Genomic DNA, 20,212 nt, shown 5'->3' on the forward strand with positions numbered 1-20,212 from the left:
ACTTTATTCATTATCAACTTTAAAAACGCATATCTAAATTATACGATTCGGTAAATATACAGAGAATGTAGTTCCTTCTCCAACAACACTTGATACAGAAATTTTACCATCATGGCCTTGAACAATATTTTTCGCAATCGCAAGCCCGAGTCCTGTTCCACCCTTTTTCCCACGTGTTCTTGCTTTATCAGCTTTATAGAAACGATCAAATAAAAATGGAATATCTTCTTCTGGAATGCCTGCACCCGAATCTTGTACTTCAAAAATAAGACCGTTATTTTTCGTATCAATTACAAGCGTTACATGTCCGCCTGCATTCGTATGACGTATTGCGTTATCAATTAAATTCGTCAATACTTGTTCCATACGATCTGCATCAAACGGGTATTGTTCAATTGGACCTTTGAAATCAACCGTTAACGCGACCTCTTTATCCTTTGCAATCCCTTGGAATTTACGACCAATTTTTTCAACAAACGGATGTATATCCACTTCACCAATATGTAACTCTACATGACCGCTTTCCATACGAGCTAAATCTAACAATTCATTTACAAGTTTACCTAAACGAACAGATTCATCATAAATAATTTGAACAAACTCATCTATTTCCTCTTTCGTTTGCACAATATCATCTAAAATCGCTTCACTATACCCTTGCAGCATGACCATTGGTGTACGAAGTTCATGTGATACATTCGCAATAAAATCTTGACGCATCTTTTCAAGACGACGCTCTTCCGTCATATCTCGCAGCACTGCTACAGCTCCACGAATTTTCGTTTGATTGTAAAGCGGCGTCATAAGAACTACATAGTTTCCTTTTTGTAAATTAATTTCAACAACTTGTTGTTGTTCGCTTTCTACAACGAGATGGAATAATTCCACAAGTTCAGAAGGTAGTTTTTTACTGAGCTCTATCTCTTTTTCTTCTTGCCAAACTTGTAAGAAATGTTCGGCCGGCGGATTGATTACAACGACTTCACCTTCTTGATTTAACGTAATAACCCCATCTGCCATACTACTCAAAATACTTGCTAACTGCTCTTTTTCTTGTTGCAAGGCGTTCATATTAAACTTCAACTGTTTTCCCATTTGATTTAAGGCCGTTGCAAGCTCACCAATCTCATCCTGAGATACCATAGGAGCCTTTGCATCAAACTTCCCACGTGACACTTCAAAAGCAACCTCACGCATTTTACGAAGCGGTGCTGTAATCCGAGTAGATAAGAAGAACGCAAAGAAAGTTGTTAATATAATCGCAATTCCAGCCGATAAGAAAATAAAATCAGTTGTTCTTTCCATACCTTGTATCGGTACTTGTAAAGATTCATATACGAACACTGCACTTTGATTTTTTGATTGCACTGGTTTTCCGACGATCATAATATCATTTTCGGTGTTTTTATTCTTCCTACTATTAGACGCTTTTCTAATATTATTCTTAATTTCTTTTTTGTCTGTAAACACAGCCGCTAATTCTTTATCTTCTTTTAAGTCATCCATTGTAAGAGTGACTAACCCTTCTTGTTTCGGTGAAGAAGAGATTTCTTTACCATCTTCTACAATAATAATCCTTGAAAGTGGGTCAGAGAATTTGTAAGCGATATTCTCAATCGTTTTTACATCGGCACCTTCTTCAATTAACTCTGAAACACTTGTTGCAACTTTTTGAAGCCTAGCTTCACTCATATCAACATAATACGTTCTAAAAAACTGTGAAAGTAAAATCGCAACAAATCCAAGAACAAACGAAACGAGAAGTAATATGGTCATCCATAACTTCCCTACTACACTTCTCCAAAGCATCAGTCGTTCACAACCTCAAATTTGTAACCTACACCCCAAACAGTAACGATCATTTTCGCTGCATCTGGTGATTTTTTGCTTAACTTCTCACGTAAACGCTTTACATGTGTATCAACTGTACGTAAATCTCCGAAGAATTCATATTGCCATACTTCTTTTAACAGTTGCTCACGATCGAATACTTTATCAGGAGCTTTCGCTAAAAATAATAGTAACTCATATTCTTTCGGCGTTAAGTTTACTTCATTACCATCTGCAGTAACACGGTGTGCATCGTTATCAATTGTTAAGTGCGGGAATACAGTAACATCTTTTGTCGTTGTATCTTGTGTAAAGAATGTTGTTGGTACAGCACGACGTAATACCGCTTTCACACGTAGTACGACCTCACGTGGACTAAATGGCTTTACAATATAATCATCTGTTCCAACTTCAAATCCTTGTACTCTATTTACTTCTTCACCTTTTGCTGTCAGCATAATAATTGGTGTCGCTTTCTTCTCACGAACCCCTTTACATACTTCAATGCCATCTTTACCAGGCATCATAAGATCTAATAAGATTAAATCGTAATCATTTTGCAACGCCATTTCTAAAGCTGTATCACCATTATCCGCTTCTTCAATCGTATATTGTTCTCTTTCTAAGTACATTTTCAATAAACGACGAATACGATCCTCATCATCTACAATTAAAATTCTTGATTCATTTTCCATCTCTACCCGCTGCGCACTCTCACCTCAGCGGTTCACACCTACCCTTCTTTAACTATTATGTTGCGCTATTCTCGTTTATTTAAGCAATCTTCTAAATGTTTCACTTCCCATATTATGCTTCACAAGAATAATAAATTTTGTTCAATTTTTTTCCAAAACTATGTATTTTTTTTGAACAGCATATAATGTCCTCGACATCATTTTACAAAATCAACCGCTACTTTGTCATGTTTTTCTCAAAAAAGAAGAAAAGTTGACAAAAATAAAATAGGAAAGTGACATGCACTCCCCTATTTTATTTCTCTATGCATATGAATGTAAACCGGCAATAATTAAGTTTACTACAATAAAGTTAAACATAATGATTGCAAAACCAATTACTGCAAGCCAAGCTGACTTCTCTCCATGCCATCCTTTTGATAGGCGTAAATGTAATACTGCCGCATAAAAGAGCCAAGTGATAAGTGCCCAAACCTCTTTTGGATCCCAGCCCCAAAAACGTGTCCACGCTATTTGTGCCCAAATCATCGCAAAAATTAATGCACCTAATGTGAACACTGGGAATCCAATTGCAATAGATCGATATCCGATTTCATCTAGTAAATCACTATTCGTATTCTTTACTAACGGCTGAAGTGCCGCCGATACTCGCTTCCGTAAAACAAGTCTTAATACAATATACAGTAATGTTCCAACTAACACTGACCAAATAACAGTATTTAATTTTTTCGCATTTACAATCGCTGGAACTTCAACTGCCGGTTCTAATTTATTTTCTGTCAGTAACTTCCCTTCGTGCGGTCCAACTAAAGCCGGAAGATTGTATTTCATTTCCACTTGTTGTTCATTTTTATCAATCCATTGAAACTTCGCTTCATATTTCATACTAGAAAATACCGTTGTTACTCCAATAAATCCAACTGTACAAACAAGTGTAAATACTACCGTCTCTAGCCAAAATGTACGTTTACTTCTCGTCGATTGATCTACATTTTTCAATAAATACATAACACCTGTAATAAAACTAATCGCTAAAATGGCTTGTCCTGCTGCTGCCGTCGTCACGTGAATATGTAACCAATTACTTTTTAAAGATGGAATAAGCGGAGATATTTCCCTCGGAAACATACTTGCATAGGCAATTAATAAAAGCGCAACTGGTAATGCAAATAGTCCGATTATGCTTACACGGTACATAAAATACATGACAATAAATGCTCCTACAAGCATCATGCCGAAAAATGTACCAAATTCAAAAAAGTTACTAACTGGCGCATGTCCTGATGCAATCCACCTTGTAACAAAATATACTGTTTGTGCAATAAATCCTAAAATTGTAATCGTTATTCCTACATTTGCCCATTTATGACCCTTTTCTTTAATTGCTCCCCCGAAAAATAGAGTGGCAATTAAATATAAAATAAATGCGGTAAAGAGAAAGTTACTACTTATTTGCACCATATCGTTTCCCCACCTTAACTAATTTTTTTATCAATTACTTTATCATTTGGCTGTGGAATTGCTGTACCTTCTAGTACTCTTTCAATATCTTTCTTTAAACCGAACCAATTTTTATTTGTATGCCCTGCAATCCACCATTCATCATTAACACGTTGTATCCAAATACGGCGATGATTCCAATACATACCTTGAATGACACCAACCATAAATATAAATCCTCCAATGCCGAGAATCCAAAGCGTTAAATCTTTTCTTACAGTAAGTGCTGTGGCATTTTGCATTTCAACACCTGCAAACGACATTTTATATTTGTTGTTTCCATCTGGTTCTATATTTTGCTGAATACCAACAAAACTCACTTCACCATCTGGTGTTTCAGGTGTAAACATTTTAAATACAAATGCAGGATTGTTTGGTAATTTCGTTTTTGTATTTGGTTTTCCATTCTCATCAAAATAAAAATCAGGAAAATAGCTTAATAGTTCTAGAGAATAACCATTTCCTAAATCATATTTTTCCTTAGGATTCGTTAAATCTACTTTAATTGGTCCCCACTTTTGATTATTTTCTTTATTTTGCAAGTTAAAGGACATACTTTTAAATTCACTTTCTTTATAAGAAACTTGATACACTGCAAATTGATCAAATTTCAGTGGTTCATTCACTCGAATTTCCGCTTCTTTTACTTTTTCTAATTTCGGTTTTTGTCCTGCTATATTTTCTCCTACTGCTTTATATAATACGGCATTCGTTTGGAAGTTTTTCGCAATCATTTTATCGCCTACACGATCAATCGCTTCATCAAAAACTTCCTTGTCCTTACTTTTATCATAAACTTCTTTTATAAATTTCTCGTTTTTTAAGTAGTATTGTCCATCCGTCCCTGGTATTTCTTTCGTTTCACCGTCACGTAACCAAAGTGCTTCGTCTACGTACATACTCGGTAAAAAACGAAGCATCGCACCGAATAAAAAGATAATAAGACCGATATGATTTACATATGGACCCCAACGCGAGAAGCGTCCCTTTTCTGCTAAAACGTTTCCGTCTTCCACTTTCACGTTATAGTTTCTTTTCTTTAAATTCTCTTGCACTCTTTCCAGGTCACCTTCTTGCGGTGTACCAGTCCCATATAATCTCTGTCTCTTTAAAAAACTAGGATGTCTTTTTACGCCTTGCTTTTTTAAAGCTTTATAAAGTGGAATAACGCGGTCTAAACTACATATCACAAGTGAAATACCGATAGAAGCAATCAAAATCATATACCACCATGAACCGTATAAATTATTAAACCCTAATTGATAGTATAATTGTCCTAAAAATCCATATTCTTGTTTATAATATTCAGCTGGTGCAATACCTGGAGTTATGTACATTTCTTGCGGAAATATAGTTCCTATCGCTGATGCAGCTAAAGTTATTACGATTAGCCATACACCTACTTTTACAGAAGAGAAAAAGCTCCAAATTTTATCGACTATCGTTTTTGTCTGCGTGAGAGATCTCCGTGCACTCCCCTCATAGCGCATATCCAATAGTTTTGCATTTTCATTGCTTTCAAATGGTTTCCCGCAAGCTTCACAAAAAACGGTTCCTATCGGATTAACATGTCCACATTCACATTTAATTTCTTTCAACACTCTCACCGCCCCTGTATCTATATGTACTATTGTATATTCTAACCTCAAGTTACCGCAATACTCAGAATTTTTAAACCAGAGGCACTATAAACACGCACCCCTTATGTAAAGGCTTTCTTTATTACGGAGTAATTTTCTTTAAATACCCTTCTAACTGTTCTTTCGTTTGTTCCCCTATAATTTGCTCCACTACTTTTCCATCTTTATCAATCAAAAAGCTTGTCGGTAAAGGACCTACTCCATATGTTCCTATAATCTTTTGTCCTTTATCAATGGCAACTGGGAATTTCAAACCATATTGGTTCACAAAGTTCTTTACTGCAATATCCGTTTCATCTGCATCTAACGCTATGATTTCAACGCCTTTTTCTTTATACTTTGGATATAATTCATTCATATAAGGCATTTCTTTTTCACAAGGTTTACACCACGTGCCCCAAAAGTTTAAAAATACACCTTTTCCCTTTAAATCTTTTAGTTCAATTTTCTTTCCTTCTAAATCCGTCACAATAAAGTTAGGTGCTTCTTTTCCGATTTGCATTTTCTCTTTATTAGCAAAGAATCCTTGATAAAGGGTAAATCCTACAGCACCACATAAAATGAGTAGAATAATAACGCGAAATAATAAGCGATTTTTCTTCATATTACCTCTCCTCTCCTCGGTAAATGTTATGTATTATCTTCTGTAAATGTTGTATTGAATAAATCACCAGCAGAGCACTCCACTGGTGAATTTTTAACTCTATAGCTTATCTTGGCTTTGTAGAAGCAAGCGCGCGTAATTGTTTCACCTCATGTGGTGTCAATTCTCTCGCATCACCAGGTCGCAGGCTTCCTACTTCTAAGAAAGCATAACGTTCACGTTTTAATTTCACTACTTTACAGTCTAACGCTTCAAACATACGACGTACTTGACGATTACGTCCTTCATGAATTGTTAATTGTACAATAGCCATCTCTTTACGCTTGTCCCAAGAAATAATTTTCACACGTGCTGGTGCTGTTTTACCGTCTTCTAACGTAACACCGCGTTCTAACATGCGAATTTTCTCACCTGTTAATGGCCCTTTTATTTTTGCAACATATGTTTTTTCAACTTTATATCTAGGATGCATTAATACGTTTGCGAAGTCCCCATCGTTTGTCATTAATAATACGCCAGACGTATCATAATCTAAGCGTCCGATTGGGAATAAACGTTGTGTAATTTCCGGGAAAAAGTCCGTTACAACACTTCTTCCTTTATCGTCTGATACACTTGAAATTACGCCAGTTGGTTTATATAGTAAAAAATAAACAGGTTCTTCTTTTTCAAGAGGGATATTATTTACTTCTACTTTATCTTGAGGAGTTACTTTTGTCCCTAACTCTTTCACTATTTTTCCATTAACTTTCACTTTTCCTTGCTGAATTAATTCCTCAGCCTTTCTTCTCGATGCAATACCTGCTTGCGCAATCACTTTTTGTAATCGTTCCATTTCTTTTTTTCACCTCGAATTTATCTTACCTTACATTAGAAAGACTTGGCAACCGCATACGCTTTACGGCTATTCGCTTCATCTTACTTAAACAACATAGCGATGATAATAAACATATAAAGGTCAAATCATGTTTTTACCCTTTATTATTGTCCATATTTTTCATATTTCTCACAATAAAAGTTCATCATTTTGTCAAAAATACCACATAAAAAAACCACTATTAAGCTACACCTTAATAGTGGTCGTATACGTATTATAAGCGAAATAGCGTAAAAAATGAATAGTATTACTGAAACAATAAAGAAACGAACACAATTGAGCATATAATCCCGATTAAATCTGCAAAAAGTCCTACTTTTAGTGCATCCCCCATTTTTCTAATCCCAACCGCTCCAAAATATACAGTTAAAATATAGAAAGTCGTATCTGTGCTCCCTTGCATCGTAGAAGCCAATCTCCCAATAAACGAATCTGGCCCATATGTTGCAATTAAATCGGTCGTAATACTTAAACCAGCAGAGCCTGAAATAGGGCGTATAAGTGCTAAGGGTACAATTTCTGCTGGAACATGGATCAAATCTAACATTGGCTTCATTACCGATATCATTGCATCTAACGCACCTGAAGACCGGAATATAGAAATAGACACAAGCATTCCAACCATAAACGGTAAGATGGAAATTGCAATTTGAATCCCTTCTTTTCCTCCCTCAACGAACGATTCATACGTCGGCACTTTCTTTATTGTGCCATATAAAAGGATAAAACCAATTACACAAGGGATTACCCATAAGGAAATTGTATTTACAATGCTCATTTTTTCCGCCCCTTTCTACTCCTTCTTCGGTAAAAATAGCGGTCAATCCAAATTGCCCCAATCATAGAAAGTACTTGTGCAATAAATGTTACCCCAACAATTTCAGTAGGATTCGCTGATTCATACGTCATTCGAATGGAAATGACTGTCGTAGGAATTAATGTAATAGCTGATGTATTTAATGCTAGAAACGTCACCATAGAACGGCTCGCCGAATCCTTTCCTCCATTTAACTCTTTCAGTTGTTCCATCGCTTTAATACCAAGAGGGGTCGCTGCATTACCTAGACCAAAAAAGTTTGCCATCATATTTGATAGAATAAATCCCATAGACGGATGATCCTTTGGTATTTCTGGAAACAACCTTTTTACTATCGGCATAAAAAGTGTAACTAATTTTTTTAACAATCCGGCTTCCTCTGCAATTTTCATTAAACCGAGCCAAAATACTAAAACACTAATAAGTCCTATACAAATCGTTACCGCATCTTTTGCTCCGTCAAATACAGCTTTATTCACTTCTTCCATCGTTCCATTTATCATGGCGTATACAATCCCAATGACAGCCATCGCTACCCATACGAGATTAACCATCGTTCCCAACACCTATCATGTAAGAAAAAATTTCTTTCACATTATTCCAGTAAAGTCCCGTTGTAGCTACTAACTTTCGTTTACTATAAAATAAATTCCGTTCTCCAACTTTTTCATTACCAACATAAATGTCTGTCTTTCCAACCTTTACTCCATCCGTAAGTTTTGTACTTTTATCGAGTTCAACTTTTAATACTACGTTCTTTTTTTCTTCTTCAGTTAACGGTACCGAAAAACTATTTTTCGTATAAACATGGTTAGCATACTTCTTTTCATTTATTTCAGCAATTGCTCCTTGTCCTAAAACTTTCGTTTGTTTGAAACGGTCAAAACCTTTATCAAACAAATTCATATGATCATCCCAATCACTAGAGGCACTCAAAGTTACGACAATTAAATCTAGTCCACCTTTTGATGCCGTTGTAACAAGCGTTCGCCCAGCTTTCTTCGTAAAGCCTGTTTTTCCCCCTGTTGCAAATTCATAATAAGACGTTACCAGCTTATGTTTATTTTTCCACGGGTAATCCCAAGAATCTGATTTATATGTTTTGGTTCCAAAGATTTTCTTAAATGTCTCGTTTCCCATTGCATATTTCGTTAATAATGCCATATCGTAAGCCGACGAATAATGTGATCCATCTCCATCTAAGCCATGAGGGTTTGAGAAGTGCGTATCTTTCATTCCAATTTCTTTCGCTTTTTGATTCATTAAATATACGAATCCATCTATACTCCCACCCACACTTTCAGCAATTACTTGCGCTGCGTCATTACCAGATCTAAGCATGAGTCCGTATACTAAATCTTCTAACTTCACTTTTTGTCCAGGCTTTAAATAGATTGCCGATCCTTCCACCCTCACCGCTTCATTACTAACTGATACCATTTCTTTCATCTTCCCTGATTCAGCAGCTAATAAGGCGGTCATAATTTTTGTTATACTAGCAATTTTTTGAGGCTCATGTTCTGCCTTTCCGTATAATACACGACCAGACTGTTGCTCCATTAATACAGCATTTCGAGCACTAACATTGCTGTTTATCTTTGCATATGTAGGAATCGGCATAACGCTTGCATACATCATAAGAAGCGTAATGATTACACAAATTCGTCTCATATTTCCCCCCACGTCCTTTTGGCACTTTTTGTACAAGTGTATGCTTGGCCTTTTAAAATATGAACGAAATCTTCCTTCTACTTCCATTAAAAAAGACGCAGAGAATTTGCGTCTAATATGGTGTCCATTCAATTTGTTTCGCAGTTTCAAACCTTTTTTCTACATCAGGCCAATTTACAACATTCCACCAGTTTTTAATATATTCATCTTTTCGATTTTGGTATTGTAAATAATACGCATGTTCCCAGACATCTAGTACAAGGAGCGGTATCGTATCCCATTGTGTAAATAATTGATGAAGTGTACTTTGCAAAATTTCTAACCTTCCAGACCGGGGTACCCAAACGAGAATTGCCCAGCCTGAACCTTCTACTTTAGAGGCTGCTTCTGTAAAATGTTTTTGGAAACGTAAAAAGCTCCCAAAATCTTGTTCAATTTGTTGTGAAAAAGTTCCTCTTGGACTTCCACCACCGTCTTTTTTCATGTTATTCCAAAATATCGTGTGTAAGTAATGACCTGACCCATGAAAAGCCGCTTCCCTTTCCCAATGCTTAATTAAATCAAATTTATTTGTTTTTCTCGCTTCTTCCATCATCTTCTCTGCTTTATTTAATCCTTCCACGTAACTCCGATGATGTTTATCATGATGTAACATCATAATTTCTTTAGAAATATACGGTTCTAACGCATTATATGGATAAGGTAATGGCGGGAGTGTATGTCCTCCAATTGGGACAGCTCGTTCACTATCCCCTCTTTCATATAATTCATATTCCTCTTCTTCTTGCATAAATACTTCCTGCAAGTGATGCTGAATATGTTCTACATCATCGCTTATTTCATACATAAACTCTGCATCTGTTTCATACTCATGCTCTTTCATACGCTCTAATAACGTCTGAATTTTATAAGCAAGCATATGGACATCATACACTTCCATTGCGCGACTATCTAATACGTGAAGAACACTTTCACACCAATTTTCTACTTCATGAAAGTAATCTGTAAATACACCTTGCTGATTCATGTTGCACCTCCCTAATGCTATCCACTTAACTATATTCAATGAAAATCCCTTATATAACTGTACAAAAGGAAAAGAAGCTAAGTCACCTTAGCTTCTTTTCCTCAATCAATATTTGTGTAACATCTTTGTCTGATAATCCGTCTCATAATATTCTAGTTCTTCACGCATCAATTGAAATTTACCTTCTAAACTCTTCATCACTTGCTCTAAAGATGCAGGTGGTGTTTGTTGAAAAACGATAGAATTTTTCCCTGTATATGCAGACCGACTATTTTCATACCAATGATCACTCTTCGGTGAAAAAAACTCTGCAATTACTTGATGGTAAATCTTATATAAAATTTTTTCAGCTGCTGTTTTTCGAAATGGCTGGCTATTCAACAAAACAAAACATGCATCCTGTCCTTCTTCGCAAAAAACGAGAAGTCGTCTCATTGATGCTAATAACCCTTTATAATATCGCTCATTCCCTGCTGGTGTTTCCTCTAATAAAGAAGGTAACGTATGATAATTTACATAATTGGTTATTAAATTAATAGCATCTTCTAAAAATATAGAAACTTGTTCTGTTTGATTTTCAACCATAAAATTAGACATTTTTTCTCTCTCCTTTGCCATTTCACGCTATTTCTACTCTTTTATTTTTATGTAATTCAGCCAATATTTCTTGTACTTTCGACACCGTTCCCTCATCAAAATATTGTTGAAATTCTTCCATATTATTTAAATACAAACGTTTTTGCGCACGAAGCTCCTTATCTTTCATTAAACAACATATCGCTACAATATCGCGCAAATATATGTTTTGTTCTTCTACTTTATACACTGGATTTCCTTCAAAAGGAGTAATTTCTTGTAAAACTTCTTCAAAATATCGAACGTATAAAACCGAAAAAGTTTTCTCTTTACCATTTAATATATATGTCACTTCAGATCTGTTAAAAAAATCTTCTGATGTATTAGGTTTCTCTTTTTCTAACTCATATCCTACGTAACCTTTTATAATCATATACTCCCCCCTCAACCTTCTTTCACCTTATTCTAACTTAATTTTCTGATAAACAAAATATTCTTTTAAATATACCTATATAAAAAATAGCTCCCCTATACAGGAAATTACCTTTTTATTTTTCTTGAAGTTTGTCATAATAATATTATTGTCTCAGTTTTCTTATACAAGGAGAGTTGTATTTATGTCGTTTTCATGGAAACGTTTCTTACAAATCGGGAAAATTATCTTCCCATTTGTTGTATTAACAATTGTATTCTTTCAAGCAAAAAAAGAATTAGCGGGCATTTCTTTTTTAGAAGCGATTGATACAATTAAAAACATTCCAACTGGAGGAGTCTTTTTAGCAATTACACTTGGTGCATTCGCTGTATCAACAATGTTCTTTTATGACTATGTTATGCTTCGTTACTTAAAAGCTGACATTCCTGTCCAAAAGATTTTCCGTATCTCGTGGATTGCTAATACTTTAAATGGATTTATCGGGTTTGGTGGTCTTGTTGGAGCCGGCGTACGCACAATGCTTTATCGTCCATATATAAAAGAAAATGGAAAACTTATTAAAAGTATCGCTTGGATGACAACTGCCTTTATTAATGGATTAGCCATTCTTTCATTTCTTGGTCTTATCGGAATATTAGACACGAGATTTATTTTGCATGAAAAACCATGGCTATGGCCTGTTCTTATCTTCTTCGCTCTTTTCGTCCCTATATATATCGGATTTTCTAAATTAAAAAATAGAAAAGCGACGCAAACAGAGGAACAAGAAGAAGAGGAGAAAAACCCAACTGTTTTATACTCATTAGTTTCATTAGTCGAATGGGTATCTGCTGGTATTGTTATGTACGTCATATTACTATTATTTGGCATTGAAATCGAATTCCAAAAGTTTTTAGGCGTATATGTTATTGCTGCTTTAGCTGGTGTCGTTAGTCTTGTTCCTGGTGGCCTTGGATCATTTGATCTTGTCTTCTTAACTGGGCTTGGGCAATACGGCATCGATACAGGTGTTTTACTCCCTGCTATGTTATTATATCGTCTCGTCTATTACATCTTGCCCTTCTGCCTTGGTCTCATTTTTGCAGCTTTTGAAATGACAGGAGTAGCCATTAAAAAGTTTGAAGATAAACCTTTTATTGCGCCTGCATTAGAGACAACTGGTGTTATATGGACTTTGCAGCGTGACTTTCTAGGAAAGTTAGGTTCTTGGGCATCTGCTGCTTTAACAGTATTTGCTGGCTTAATGGTTATTTTATCAACCATTCTACCGACAAGTATAAATCGGGCACACGCCTTACATATTCTAGCTCCAAAACATCTTATTCAATTTTCTTTTAGCTTATCGCTAACATTCGGTATTCTCCTCCTCATTCTTTCGCGGGGGATATATTACGGAACAAAACGTTCTTATTATATGACGATTGTATCTTTAATTGGAGCGGCTATTTTTAACACACTAAAAGGAATTGATGTCGAAGAAACTTTTATTTTATTAATCGTACTCGCTGTATTGTATATGCTTCGTAAAAGGTTTGTACGTGAGAAAATGGAAGTCTCACTTTCCGATATCGTAAAAGTTTTTATATTCCTACTTGTAACGTTATATTTATATAAAAACTTAGGTATTTTATTTGCAGGTGCAAAAGAAGCTTTCAAACCTGATTTTGTCGTTCGTAATATTACACAAGTAAAACGAAGTGCATTAGCAGCTGCCTTTTTTGTTCCTACTTTTTTACTAATTGGTTCACTCATTGCAAATCGTTATCGAAATGAATTTCCCGGGCAACCAGCTAATGATAAACGATTACAAAACTTCTTAGATGAACATGGTGGAAATGTACTTAGTCATTTAGGTTTTTTAGGAGATAAACAGTTCTTTTTCAGTAGTGATGGAAAAGCACTCATTCTCTTCTCAATAACTGGAAAACGACTTATTGTACTGGGTGATCCAATTGGGGACCCTTCCTCCTATCGTACTGTATTGCAAGAGTTTTTAGCTGAGGCTGATCGATTTGGATACATTTGTGTATTCTATCAAATTGAAAGTAAATGGATGAGTTTATACCACGATTTTGGTTATAACTTCTTTAAGCTTGGTGAAGAAGCTGTTGTTGATTTAAATACCTTTACAATAACAGGAAAGAAACGCGCTGGCATGCGAGCTACTTTCAACCGTTTTGAAAGAGAAGGCTATACATTCTCTATTCATGAGCCACCTTTCTCCGACGAATTATATGAAGAGTTAAGAAAAGTTTCAGATGCATGGCTTGGTGGAAAAAAAGAGAAAGGTTTTTCACTCGGATACTTCGATCGTGAATATATTAGTCGCGCTCCTATCGCAACATTATCTGATGCGGATGGAAAAATTATTGCATTCACAACATTCATGCCTGTATATCAAAACGGATCATTATCTGTCGATTTAATGCGATATTATCCAGATGCGCCTAGCGGCATTATGGACGCAATTTTCATCCACTTATTCCAGTGGGCAAAAGAAAATGAATACCACTCCTTTAATATCGGTATGGCACCACTTTCAAATGTTGGTTTATCCACACAGTCTTTCTGGTCTGAACGAGTGGCTGCTGCAATCTTTAATAACGTTCGTTATACGTATAGTTTCAGCGGATTACGACATTTTAAAGAAAAATATAAACCAGCATGGAGCGGTAAATATTTAGCATTTAGGAAGAATCATTCTTTACCAATTACAATGCTCTCTGTAACAAAATTAATAGGAAAAAGAAAAAACAGCTAAATTCTTAGCTGTTTTTTCTTTTTTGAACTTGTACAATAAATTCTTTTTCATACTTCTTACCATTTATATAGAAATTCCCCCACATTTTATACGTGCCCTCGGCAGGAAATGTAATTCGGTATTGTAATTGCTCATCCGTATCTACAGGCATAGCGTATAAAAAATTCTCCTTCGTTTCATCCACTATATAGAGTGACTCTACTTCTCCTCTCTCTGAATGCAATTTCAATTTTTCACCCTTTTTCGCTTGAAACTGAAATGTTAACGTAACTGGTTCATTCGGATGTAATGCGCCAAATAAAAGAGAAACTTCATACTCTCCTATTTTTTTTGTAAGTACACTGTCGATTGGAAATTTCACTTTTTTCTTATTGTTCTCCTCTTTCGTTCTACCAAAATTCTTCCTAGCGAATGACTCTACGGACTTATTTTTGTCTTCGTATAAAAATATTGTATATTCTTCGTCTTTTGCTATTTTGGAAGATAACTTATATGACCCGTTCCCTGCAAATGTGGGTTTAATTTGTTGTATGTTTTTTAACTGTCCATCTACAATCACTGCCCGCATTTGATCATTTACACCACGAATTTCATTATTCTTGTTGTTTAACAACTGAAATACAATATCTACTTTCTCATTTCCCTTTCCATTTGAAACATCCCACTTTACTTCCTGAACATCTCCTACAGTCTCTTCGTTTTCTTGATATTTTTTTATGTAAAATCCTCCTGCCACAATAAGTACTAACGCAATAAGCCCAATGACAAGATTTTTCAAAACATCACCTACCATTTTTATTGTCTCTATTCATACAAAACTTCTTAAGATATATATTCTAGATTATGATTTATGAAATCCTCCTATTTTGCACATATTACAAATAATAAAAAGATTTTAATTGAAAGGATTCGTAGTGTATAATGCAAATGATATTGATTTCTATCAATACATTATAAGGAGGACTTTTTTATGAGTGTACATATCGAAGCAAAACAAGGCGAAATCGCTGAATCTATTCTATTACCTGGTGATCCATTACGTGCAAAATATATCGCTGAAACATTTCTAGAGGACGTTACTTGCTATAATAATGTGCGTGGTATGTTAGGTTTCACTGGAACTTATAAAGGAAAACGTGTATCTGTTCAAGGTACAGGTATGGGTGTTCCTTCTATTTCTATTTATGTAAACGAATTAATCCAAAGCTACGGAGTTAAAAATTTAATTCGCGTTGGAACTTGCGGTGCAATTCAAAAAGATGTAAAAGTTCGTGATGTTATTATCGCAATGACGGCTTGTACTGATTCTAATATGAACCGTTTAACATTCCCAGGATTTGATTTTGCACCAGCTGCAAACTTTGACCTTTTAAAGAAAGCTTATGATGCTGGAACTGAAAAAGGATTACACGTTCGTGTCGGTAACGTTTTAACAGCAGATGTGTTTTATCGTGAAAGCATGGACATAGTTAAAAAACTTGGAGATTACGGTGTATTAGCAGTAGAAATGGAAACAACTGCTCTTTACACATTAGCAGCGAAATACGGTGTAAATGCATTATCTGTATTAACAGTTAGCGATCACATCTTCACTGGCGAAGAAACAACATCTGAAGAGCGTCAAACTACATTTAACGAAATGATTGAAATCGCTTTAGATGCAGCAATTCAACAATAATACACTAAAGAACTTGTCATACGTCTGGCGAGTTCTTTTTATGTGACTTTTTATAAATAACTACTTTATAAAGAGACAGATTTCTCCCCTCTACTTTCTTGTAACGTTTGTTATAATGAAGTGAAACTTTAATCAGTGGAGGTTTTTTCCATCCCCCACTGATTATTAGTTGAACCAATCGGATTTAACGGGATAAAGAAATCATTTACAGTATTTCTCATAAGAGGTGACGCAGTGAAAAACAGAAGTATTGTCTTTAAACTATTTTTATTAACATCCACTTTATTTACAATCATATTCCTACTTTTTTTCCTAGGACAATCTCTATTTTTAGAGAAATTTTATATTAATAAGAAAGTAAAAACAGTCCAAACTGCTTTTGAAAAATTCGTAGATAATTATGATAAAAGTGATAAAAGTTATGAGCAGGTTAGAAAACTAAAACAAGAATTTCATGATAAAACAAATGCCGATATGCAGTTTTTGGATTCTAACGGTATTATTAAAAGTGATAACAATTACTATATCGATGTATTTAATCCCAATAATAATAAACAGTATTCCATTCCACTCAACAATCTTTTAACACCAGAAGAATATAATAAATTCGAAAATTTAGGTTTAAAAAAAGATGTAATAATCAATGTTGATGGAGTCGTACAAGAGAATAATATAATCACACCACAAAAATTAGGAACGAATTATAATCAATGGCAGAACGAACATTTCTATTCGGATTTTCAGTCAATTAATGGTAACCCTTCTAAGAACAGACTTGCAAGCCGATACAAATCTACAACTCGAATCGTCTTTACAGGTGTTATAACTAAGTTACAGCTCCCATCCAAAGCGGAGGTTCGTCTTGCAAATGATATTGAAACATTACAAGCCGTTCAATATTTTGCAGATATGATTAGAGAGGGAACTTCTAACTCGAACCAATTAAGTACTTTCATATTAGATGGCGGAGAAAATATAAAAAATAGTATCTTTGTAAAACCGATTATAGAAAATGGAAGGATTACAGAATACGCTTTTGCGATAGCATCTTTGCAGCCTGTTAATGAAGCGATGCTCGTTTTAAAAGATTATTATGTCTATGCCTTAATCATCGTGTTTCTCGTAATTATTTTGTTATCCTTCTACTACTCAAAAATCATTGTTAAGCCATTAATTAAAATAAATCGTGTTACAAAAAAAATGGCTAATTTTGATTTCAGCGAGAAATTACCTGTTACAGCTGACGATGAAATTGGCGGGCTTTCTGGCAGTATCAATACATTATCTGTAAATTTAAAAGATCGAATCGATCGATTAAATGTTGCTAATACAAAGTTACAACAAGATATTGAACGTGAACGTCAATTAGAAAAAACAAGAAAAGAATTCATTTCTGGCGTATCACACGAATTAAAAACACCGCTAAGTGTAATTAGAAGTTTTGCAGAAGGAATTAAAGATGGTGTTAGTAAGGATACTTCGTATTATACTGATGTTATTTTAGAAGAAACAGAAAATATGAACAGGCTGATTGTTGAAATGTTAGAATTAGCAAAGTTGGAATCTGGTACTTACAAACTAGATATGACGACGTTCTCAATCGGTGAATTAACGCAACAAGTCTACACAAAATTATTATTTAGCATGGAAGAAAAACATTTACAAGTGAACATCGATGCAGACCCTTCTATACTTGTTAAAGCAAATCGCAGTCGCATTGAGCAAGTAGTTGTGAACTTACTAAGTAATGCAATCCGTTATACGCCAGAGGGAGAAAAAATACAAGTCTCCATTATAGAAGCAGAAGATACCGTAAAAGTCGAAATCGAGAATACAGGAAACCCTATCCCTGAAGAAAGTCTTGAAAAAATTTGGGATCGCTTCTATCGTCTAGATGCATCACGTAGCCGTCACACTGGAGGTACCGGTCTCGGATTATCTATTGTAAAAAACATTTTAGACCTCCATCATGCCGAATACGGTGTGTATAATACGACTAACAGTGTTGTATTCTATTTCAATTTACAAAAAGTAAAAGAAGTCAAATAATTTGTCTTAATTTCACTAGGAGTTCACATGAAATTCACACTCTCCCTTTATAGTAAGAAACAAGTTAATCCTTTCCTTTACACATATAAAAGAGGAGAGTGCGTGAAATGAAACAAGCAGGACAACCTATTCAAAATGAAAAACAATTAGAAACTATCAAAAATATACTTTTACAATCTTCGAAACGTGATGGCTTATTATTCGTATTAGCTGTAAATTCTGGCTTAAAAGTAAGTGAAATCTTACAATTAAAAGTTAGTGATGTAATCGATGAAAATGAAAATGTTCGCCATTCCATTTTATTTTACAATGAAAAAGTGAAGAAACATAAATGGTTTGCTGTAAATGAAGACTTACAGCACGCAATCGAAGACTACATGAAAGAACGTAAAACTTGGAAACGTAATGAACCATTGTTAAAATCTCAAAAAGGAACAAAATCTATTACGAGACAACATGCATGGTACATTTTAAACAAAGCTGCAAAAGAAGTTGGATTAGAAGGGATTAGCTCACATACACTTCGAAAAACTTGGGGTTATTGTGCATACAAATCAGGTGTTGATATTGCATTTTTACAACACTTCTTTGATCACAGTACTCCATCAAAAACTTTAAAGTATATCGGTATTGCTTAATAACTCTTATACATAAAAAAGGTTACCATTTGAAAATTTGGTAACCTTTTTTATATTTCATATTCTCTTTTCTTGTCTCTCCTATATTGTAGTGGTACTCTAATAATAAGGGGGAGAAATTATGAACACACTTACAATTGAATTACCAAAAGAAACGGCTGAAAAACTTGATTTATTAAAACAAGCTTATGAAAAGAAAACAGGTGCTTCTATCTCTGAGAGCACTCTCGTTCAAACACTTATCTCAAAAGAATTTATCCAGGCGATAACTCCTTTTGATTTACAACAATTCGTCAACGGAAAAGAACAGCATTAATGCTGTTCTTTTTTTATCTCTATTTAAAATATACAAAGTTTTTTATATATTTTTAGAAAAACCATTGACAATGATAATGATAACCATTATCATTTATTATGAAGCCAACAATTGATGAATCAACCAAACGCTCAGTAACATTGTTACCCCTCTTTTTCATATAGAAAGGCACTGTACATTCCCCCTGTTTGTACAGTGCCTTTCTTGTTTATTATCATTCAAAAAAATTTAATTGCTCCGGCTTCGGCTCACCATATGTAATGTTCATCATTTTCATAAGCTGTTTCGCATTATCTGCTGCATCCCCACCTGAATTGTTGTTAAACAGTACGTATATATCCTTTGTTTTCTTTTTTAATTGCTCTAATCGTTCAACCCATTCTTCCAGTTCTTTATTGTTGTAGCGATATAAACAGCGAACTGCTCTCCAGTTTTCCCCTTTATCAAGCCAACCATGAACATTTCGACCGTGAAAACGTATTAATGCCATGTCTGAATTCGTAACCTCTAACACGAGTGGCACAGAACCTATCCCAGCCTGTGGTTCATCACAAATTGTATGAATCCATTTCTCTTGTTCTAGAAACTGTAACGTCCTATCTCTCATTTCTGGATAAAACCATGTTTGATTTCGAAATTCTATTGCACATGGTAAACCTTCCATTTTTTCTTTCGTATATCGAAGAAAATCTACATTTTTCTTTTTACAATCAAACCATGGTGGATATTGAAATAAAATCGTTTTTAATTTACCAGCTTCAATTAAAGGAAGAATAGATTGTTTATATACATCAAACATCTCATCGAACGTAGAAAAAGGAATTTCACCTTTCATATGTCCTGTCATTCCTTGATATGCTTTTACGATAAAAGAAAAATCTTTCGGTGTTTCCATTGCCCATTTTGTATAGTTTCGTGCAGGTTGCATCGCATAAAATGAGCTATCCACTTCTACTATAGGAAAATACTCGCTGTATGTTCGTAATTTATTTCTATTTTCATAGGGATTTATGTATAAAGAATCATGATCTCCCCATCCTGTCACTCCAATAAACAGCACATATACCCCTCCCTTTTTAACTTCATCTTCTATTCAC

Annotated in this window: 19 protein-coding genes; 5 read left to right on the top strand and 14 right to left on the bottom strand. The window is 34.7% G+C overall.

From position 1 onward, the window contains the following. Positions 1-33 precede the first annotated feature (33 nt). The 12 genes from resE to BLT20_RS00510 form a co-directional block, all read right to left on the bottom strand. Positions 34-1,809 (bottom strand): sensor histidine kinase ResE, encoded by a 1,776-nt coding sequence (resE, locus tag BLT20_RS00455; RefSeq protein WP_000964677.1) that lies wholly within the window; start codon positions 1,807-1,809, stop codon positions 34-36. After that, positions 1,809-2,525, bottom strand: coding sequence for a DNA-binding response regulator ResD (resD, locus tag BLT20_RS00460; protein ID WP_000426861.1), 717 nt, complete (start codon positions 2,523-2,525; stop codon positions 1,809-1,811). The genes resE and resD overlap by 1 nt, the downstream gene beginning before the upstream one ends. Positions 2,526-2,828: 303 nt before the next feature. Further along, a complete protein-coding gene (gene resC / locus BLT20_RS00465) occupies positions 2,829-3,986 on the bottom strand; it encodes a cytochrome c biogenesis protein ResC (protein WP_000250083.1) in 1,158 nt (385 codons plus the stop codon). Between the two features lie 14 nt (positions 3,987-4,000). Next, positions 4,001-5,626, bottom strand: a complete 1,626-nt coding sequence (gene resB / locus BLT20_RS00470) for a cytochrome c biogenesis protein ResB (RefSeq protein ID WP_000910524.1) — start codon at positions 5,624-5,626, stop codon at positions 4,001-4,003. Between the two features lie 121 nt (positions 5,627-5,747). Then, a complete protein-coding gene (gene resA / locus BLT20_RS00475; RefSeq protein ID WP_000742192.1) occupies positions 5,748-6,269 on the bottom strand; it encodes a thiol-disulfide oxidoreductase ResA in 522 nt (173 codons plus the stop codon). Positions 6,270-6,375: 106 nt separating this feature from the next. Beyond that, positions 6,376-7,104, bottom strand: a complete 729-nt coding sequence (rluB, locus tag BLT20_RS00480; protein WP_000440556.1) for a 23S rRNA pseudouridine(2605) synthase RluB — start codon at positions 7,102-7,104, stop codon at positions 6,376-6,378. Between the two features lie 289 nt (positions 7,105-7,393). Beyond that, entirely contained in the window at positions 7,394-7,924 is a 531-nt protein-coding gene (gene spmB / locus BLT20_RS00485) for a spore maturation protein SpmB (protein ID WP_000029514.1), read from the bottom strand. Then, entirely contained in the window at positions 7,921-8,517 is a 597-nt protein-coding gene (gene spmA / locus BLT20_RS00490) for a spore maturation protein SpmA (protein WP_000247811.1), read from the bottom strand. The genes spmB and spmA overlap by 4 nt, the downstream gene beginning before the upstream one ends. Continuing rightward, positions 8,510-9,634: a D-alanyl-D-alanine carboxypeptidase family protein gene (locus BLT20_RS00495; RefSeq protein ID WP_001252635.1), complete on the bottom strand. Its 1,125-nt coding sequence runs from the start codon at positions 9,632-9,634 to the stop codon at positions 8,510-8,512. Before BLT20_RS00495 ends, spmA begins: the two co-directional genes overlap by 8 nt. Positions 9,635-9,746: 112 nt before the next feature. Further along, the gene (locus BLT20_RS00500; RefSeq protein ID WP_001075741.1) at positions 9,747-10,661 is read right to left on the bottom strand and encodes a superoxide dismutase; all 915 of its coding nucleotides are present in this window, start codon (positions 10,659-10,661) and stop codon (positions 9,747-9,749) included. A gap of 105 nt (positions 10,662-10,766) precedes the next feature. Next, positions 10,767-11,258 carry a YpuI family protein gene (locus BLT20_RS00505; RefSeq protein ID WP_000064519.1) on the bottom strand — a complete coding sequence of 164 codons (492 nt, stop codon included), beginning with the start codon at positions 11,256-11,258 and terminating at the stop codon, positions 10,767-10,769. 22 nt (positions 11,259-11,280) lie between these two features. Further along, on the bottom strand, positions 11,281-11,670 hold the full coding sequence (locus tag BLT20_RS00510; protein WP_000584367.1) for a hypothetical protein: 390 nt from the start codon (positions 11,668-11,670) through the stop codon (positions 11,281-11,283). 184 nt (positions 11,671-11,854) lie between these two features. On the opposite strand from BLT20_RS00510, the gene mprF reads away from it, so the two are divergent. After that, positions 11,855-14,434 (top strand): bifunctional lysylphosphatidylglycerol flippase/synthetase MprF, encoded by a 2,580-nt coding sequence (gene mprF, locus BLT20_RS00515; RefSeq protein WP_000010848.1) that lies wholly within the window; start codon positions 11,855-11,857, stop codon positions 14,432-14,434. 4 nt (positions 14,435-14,438) lie between these two features. Here the strand turns inward: mprF and BLT20_RS00520 are convergent, their stop codons facing one another. Continuing rightward, the gene (locus BLT20_RS00520; RefSeq protein ID WP_000232610.1) at positions 14,439-15,227 is read right to left on the bottom strand and encodes a hypothetical protein; all 789 of its coding nucleotides are present in this window, start codon (positions 15,225-15,227) and stop codon (positions 14,439-14,441) included. Between the two features lie 177 nt (positions 15,228-15,404). Between BLT20_RS00520 and deoD the strand changes: the two genes are divergently transcribed. The 4 genes from deoD (at position 15,405) to BLT20_RS00540 (ending at position 19,115) form a co-directional block, all read left to right on the top strand. Continuing rightward, a complete protein-coding gene (gene deoD / locus BLT20_RS00525) occupies positions 15,405-16,112 on the top strand; it encodes a purine-nucleoside phosphorylase (protein ID WP_000110703.1) in 708 nt (235 codons plus the stop codon). Between the two features lie 234 nt (positions 16,113-16,346). Further along, positions 16,347-18,161, top strand: coding sequence for a sensor histidine kinase (locus BLT20_RS00530; RefSeq protein ID WP_000797516.1), 1,815 nt, complete (start codon positions 16,347-16,349; stop codon positions 18,159-18,161). Positions 18,162-18,268: 107 nt separating this feature from the next. Beyond that, on the top strand, positions 18,269-18,799 hold the full coding sequence (locus BLT20_RS00535) for a tyrosine-type recombinase/integrase (RefSeq protein ID WP_000806236.1): 531 nt from the start codon (positions 18,269-18,271) through the stop codon (positions 18,797-18,799). 121 nt (positions 18,800-18,920) lie between these two features. Continuing rightward, positions 18,921-19,115 carry a DUF3924 domain-containing protein gene (locus BLT20_RS00540; RefSeq protein WP_001094860.1) on the top strand — a complete coding sequence of 65 codons (195 nt, stop codon included), beginning with the start codon at positions 18,921-18,923 and terminating at the stop codon, positions 19,113-19,115. A 214-nt stretch (positions 19,116-19,329) separates the two neighbouring features. On the opposite strand, the gene BLT20_RS00545 is transcribed toward BLT20_RS00540, so the two are convergent. Further along, positions 19,330-20,175 carry a DUF72 domain-containing protein gene (locus BLT20_RS00545; protein ID WP_000897361.1) on the bottom strand — a complete coding sequence of 282 codons (846 nt, stop codon included), beginning with the start codon at positions 20,173-20,175 and terminating at the stop codon, positions 19,330-19,332. Positions 20,176-20,212: the final 37 nt, after the last annotated feature.

It is taken from the genome of Bacillus sp. cl96, assembly GCF_900100505.1.
Lineage (GTDB): Bacteria > Bacillota > Bacilli > Bacillales > Bacillaceae_G > Bacillus_A > Bacillus_A cereus.

Bases quoted from the DNA above. Each gene is read 5' to 3' on its own strand.
- spmA (WP_000247811.1), bottom strand. From the start codon at position 8,517: ATGGTTAATCTCGTATGGGTAGCGATGGCTGTCATTGGGATTGTATAC.
- deoD (WP_000110703.1), top strand. From the start codon at position 15,405: ATGAGTGTACATATCGAAGCAAAACAAGGCGAAATCGCTGAATCTATT.
- resE (WP_000964677.1), bottom strand. From the start codon at position 1,809: ATGCTTTGGAGAAGTGTAGTAGGGAAGTTATGGATGACCATATTACTT.
- resC (WP_000250083.1), bottom strand. From the start codon at position 3,986: ATGGTGCAAATAAGTAGTAACTTTCTCTTTACCGCATTTATTTTATAT.
- resD (WP_000426861.1), bottom strand. From the start codon at position 2,525: ATGGAAAATGAATCAAGAATTTTAATTGTAGATGATGAGGATCGTATT.
- BLT20_RS00495 (WP_001252635.1), bottom strand. From the start codon at position 9,634: ATGAGACGAATTTGTGTAATCATTACGCTTCTTATGATGTATGCAAGC.
- BLT20_RS00540 (WP_001094860.1), top strand. From the start codon at position 18,921: ATGAACACACTTACAATTGAATTACCAAAAGAAACGGCTGAAAAACTT.
- BLT20_RS00510 (WP_000584367.1), bottom strand. From the start codon at position 11,670: ATGATTATAAAAGGTTACGTAGGATATGAGTTAGAAAAAGAGAAACCT.
- BLT20_RS00500 (WP_001075741.1), bottom strand. From the start codon at position 10,661: ATGAATCAGCAAGGTGTATTTACAGATTACTTTCATGAAGTAGAAAAT.
- mprF (WP_000010848.1), top strand. From the start codon at position 11,855: ATGTCGTTTTCATGGAAACGTTTCTTACAAATCGGGAAAATTATCTTC.
- resA (WP_000742192.1), bottom strand. From the start codon at position 6,269: ATGAAGAAAAATCGCTTATTATTTCGCGTTATTATTCTACTCATTTTA.
- BLT20_RS00505 (WP_000064519.1), bottom strand. From the start codon at position 11,258: ATGTCTAATTTTATGGTTGAAAATCAAACAGAACAAGTTTCTATATTT.
- BLT20_RS00520 (WP_000232610.1), bottom strand. From the start codon at position 15,227: ATGGTAGGTGATGTTTTGAAAAATCTTGTCATTGGGCTTATTGCGTTA.
- spmB (WP_000029514.1), bottom strand. From the start codon at position 7,924: ATGAGCATTGTAAATACAATTTCCTTATGGGTAATCCCTTGTGTAATT.
- rluB (WP_000440556.1), bottom strand. From the start codon at position 7,104: ATGGAACGATTACAAAAAGTGATTGCGCAAGCAGGTATTGCATCGAGA.
- BLT20_RS00535 (WP_000806236.1), top strand. From the start codon at position 18,269: ATGAAACAAGCAGGACAACCTATTCAAAATGAAAAACAATTAGAAACT.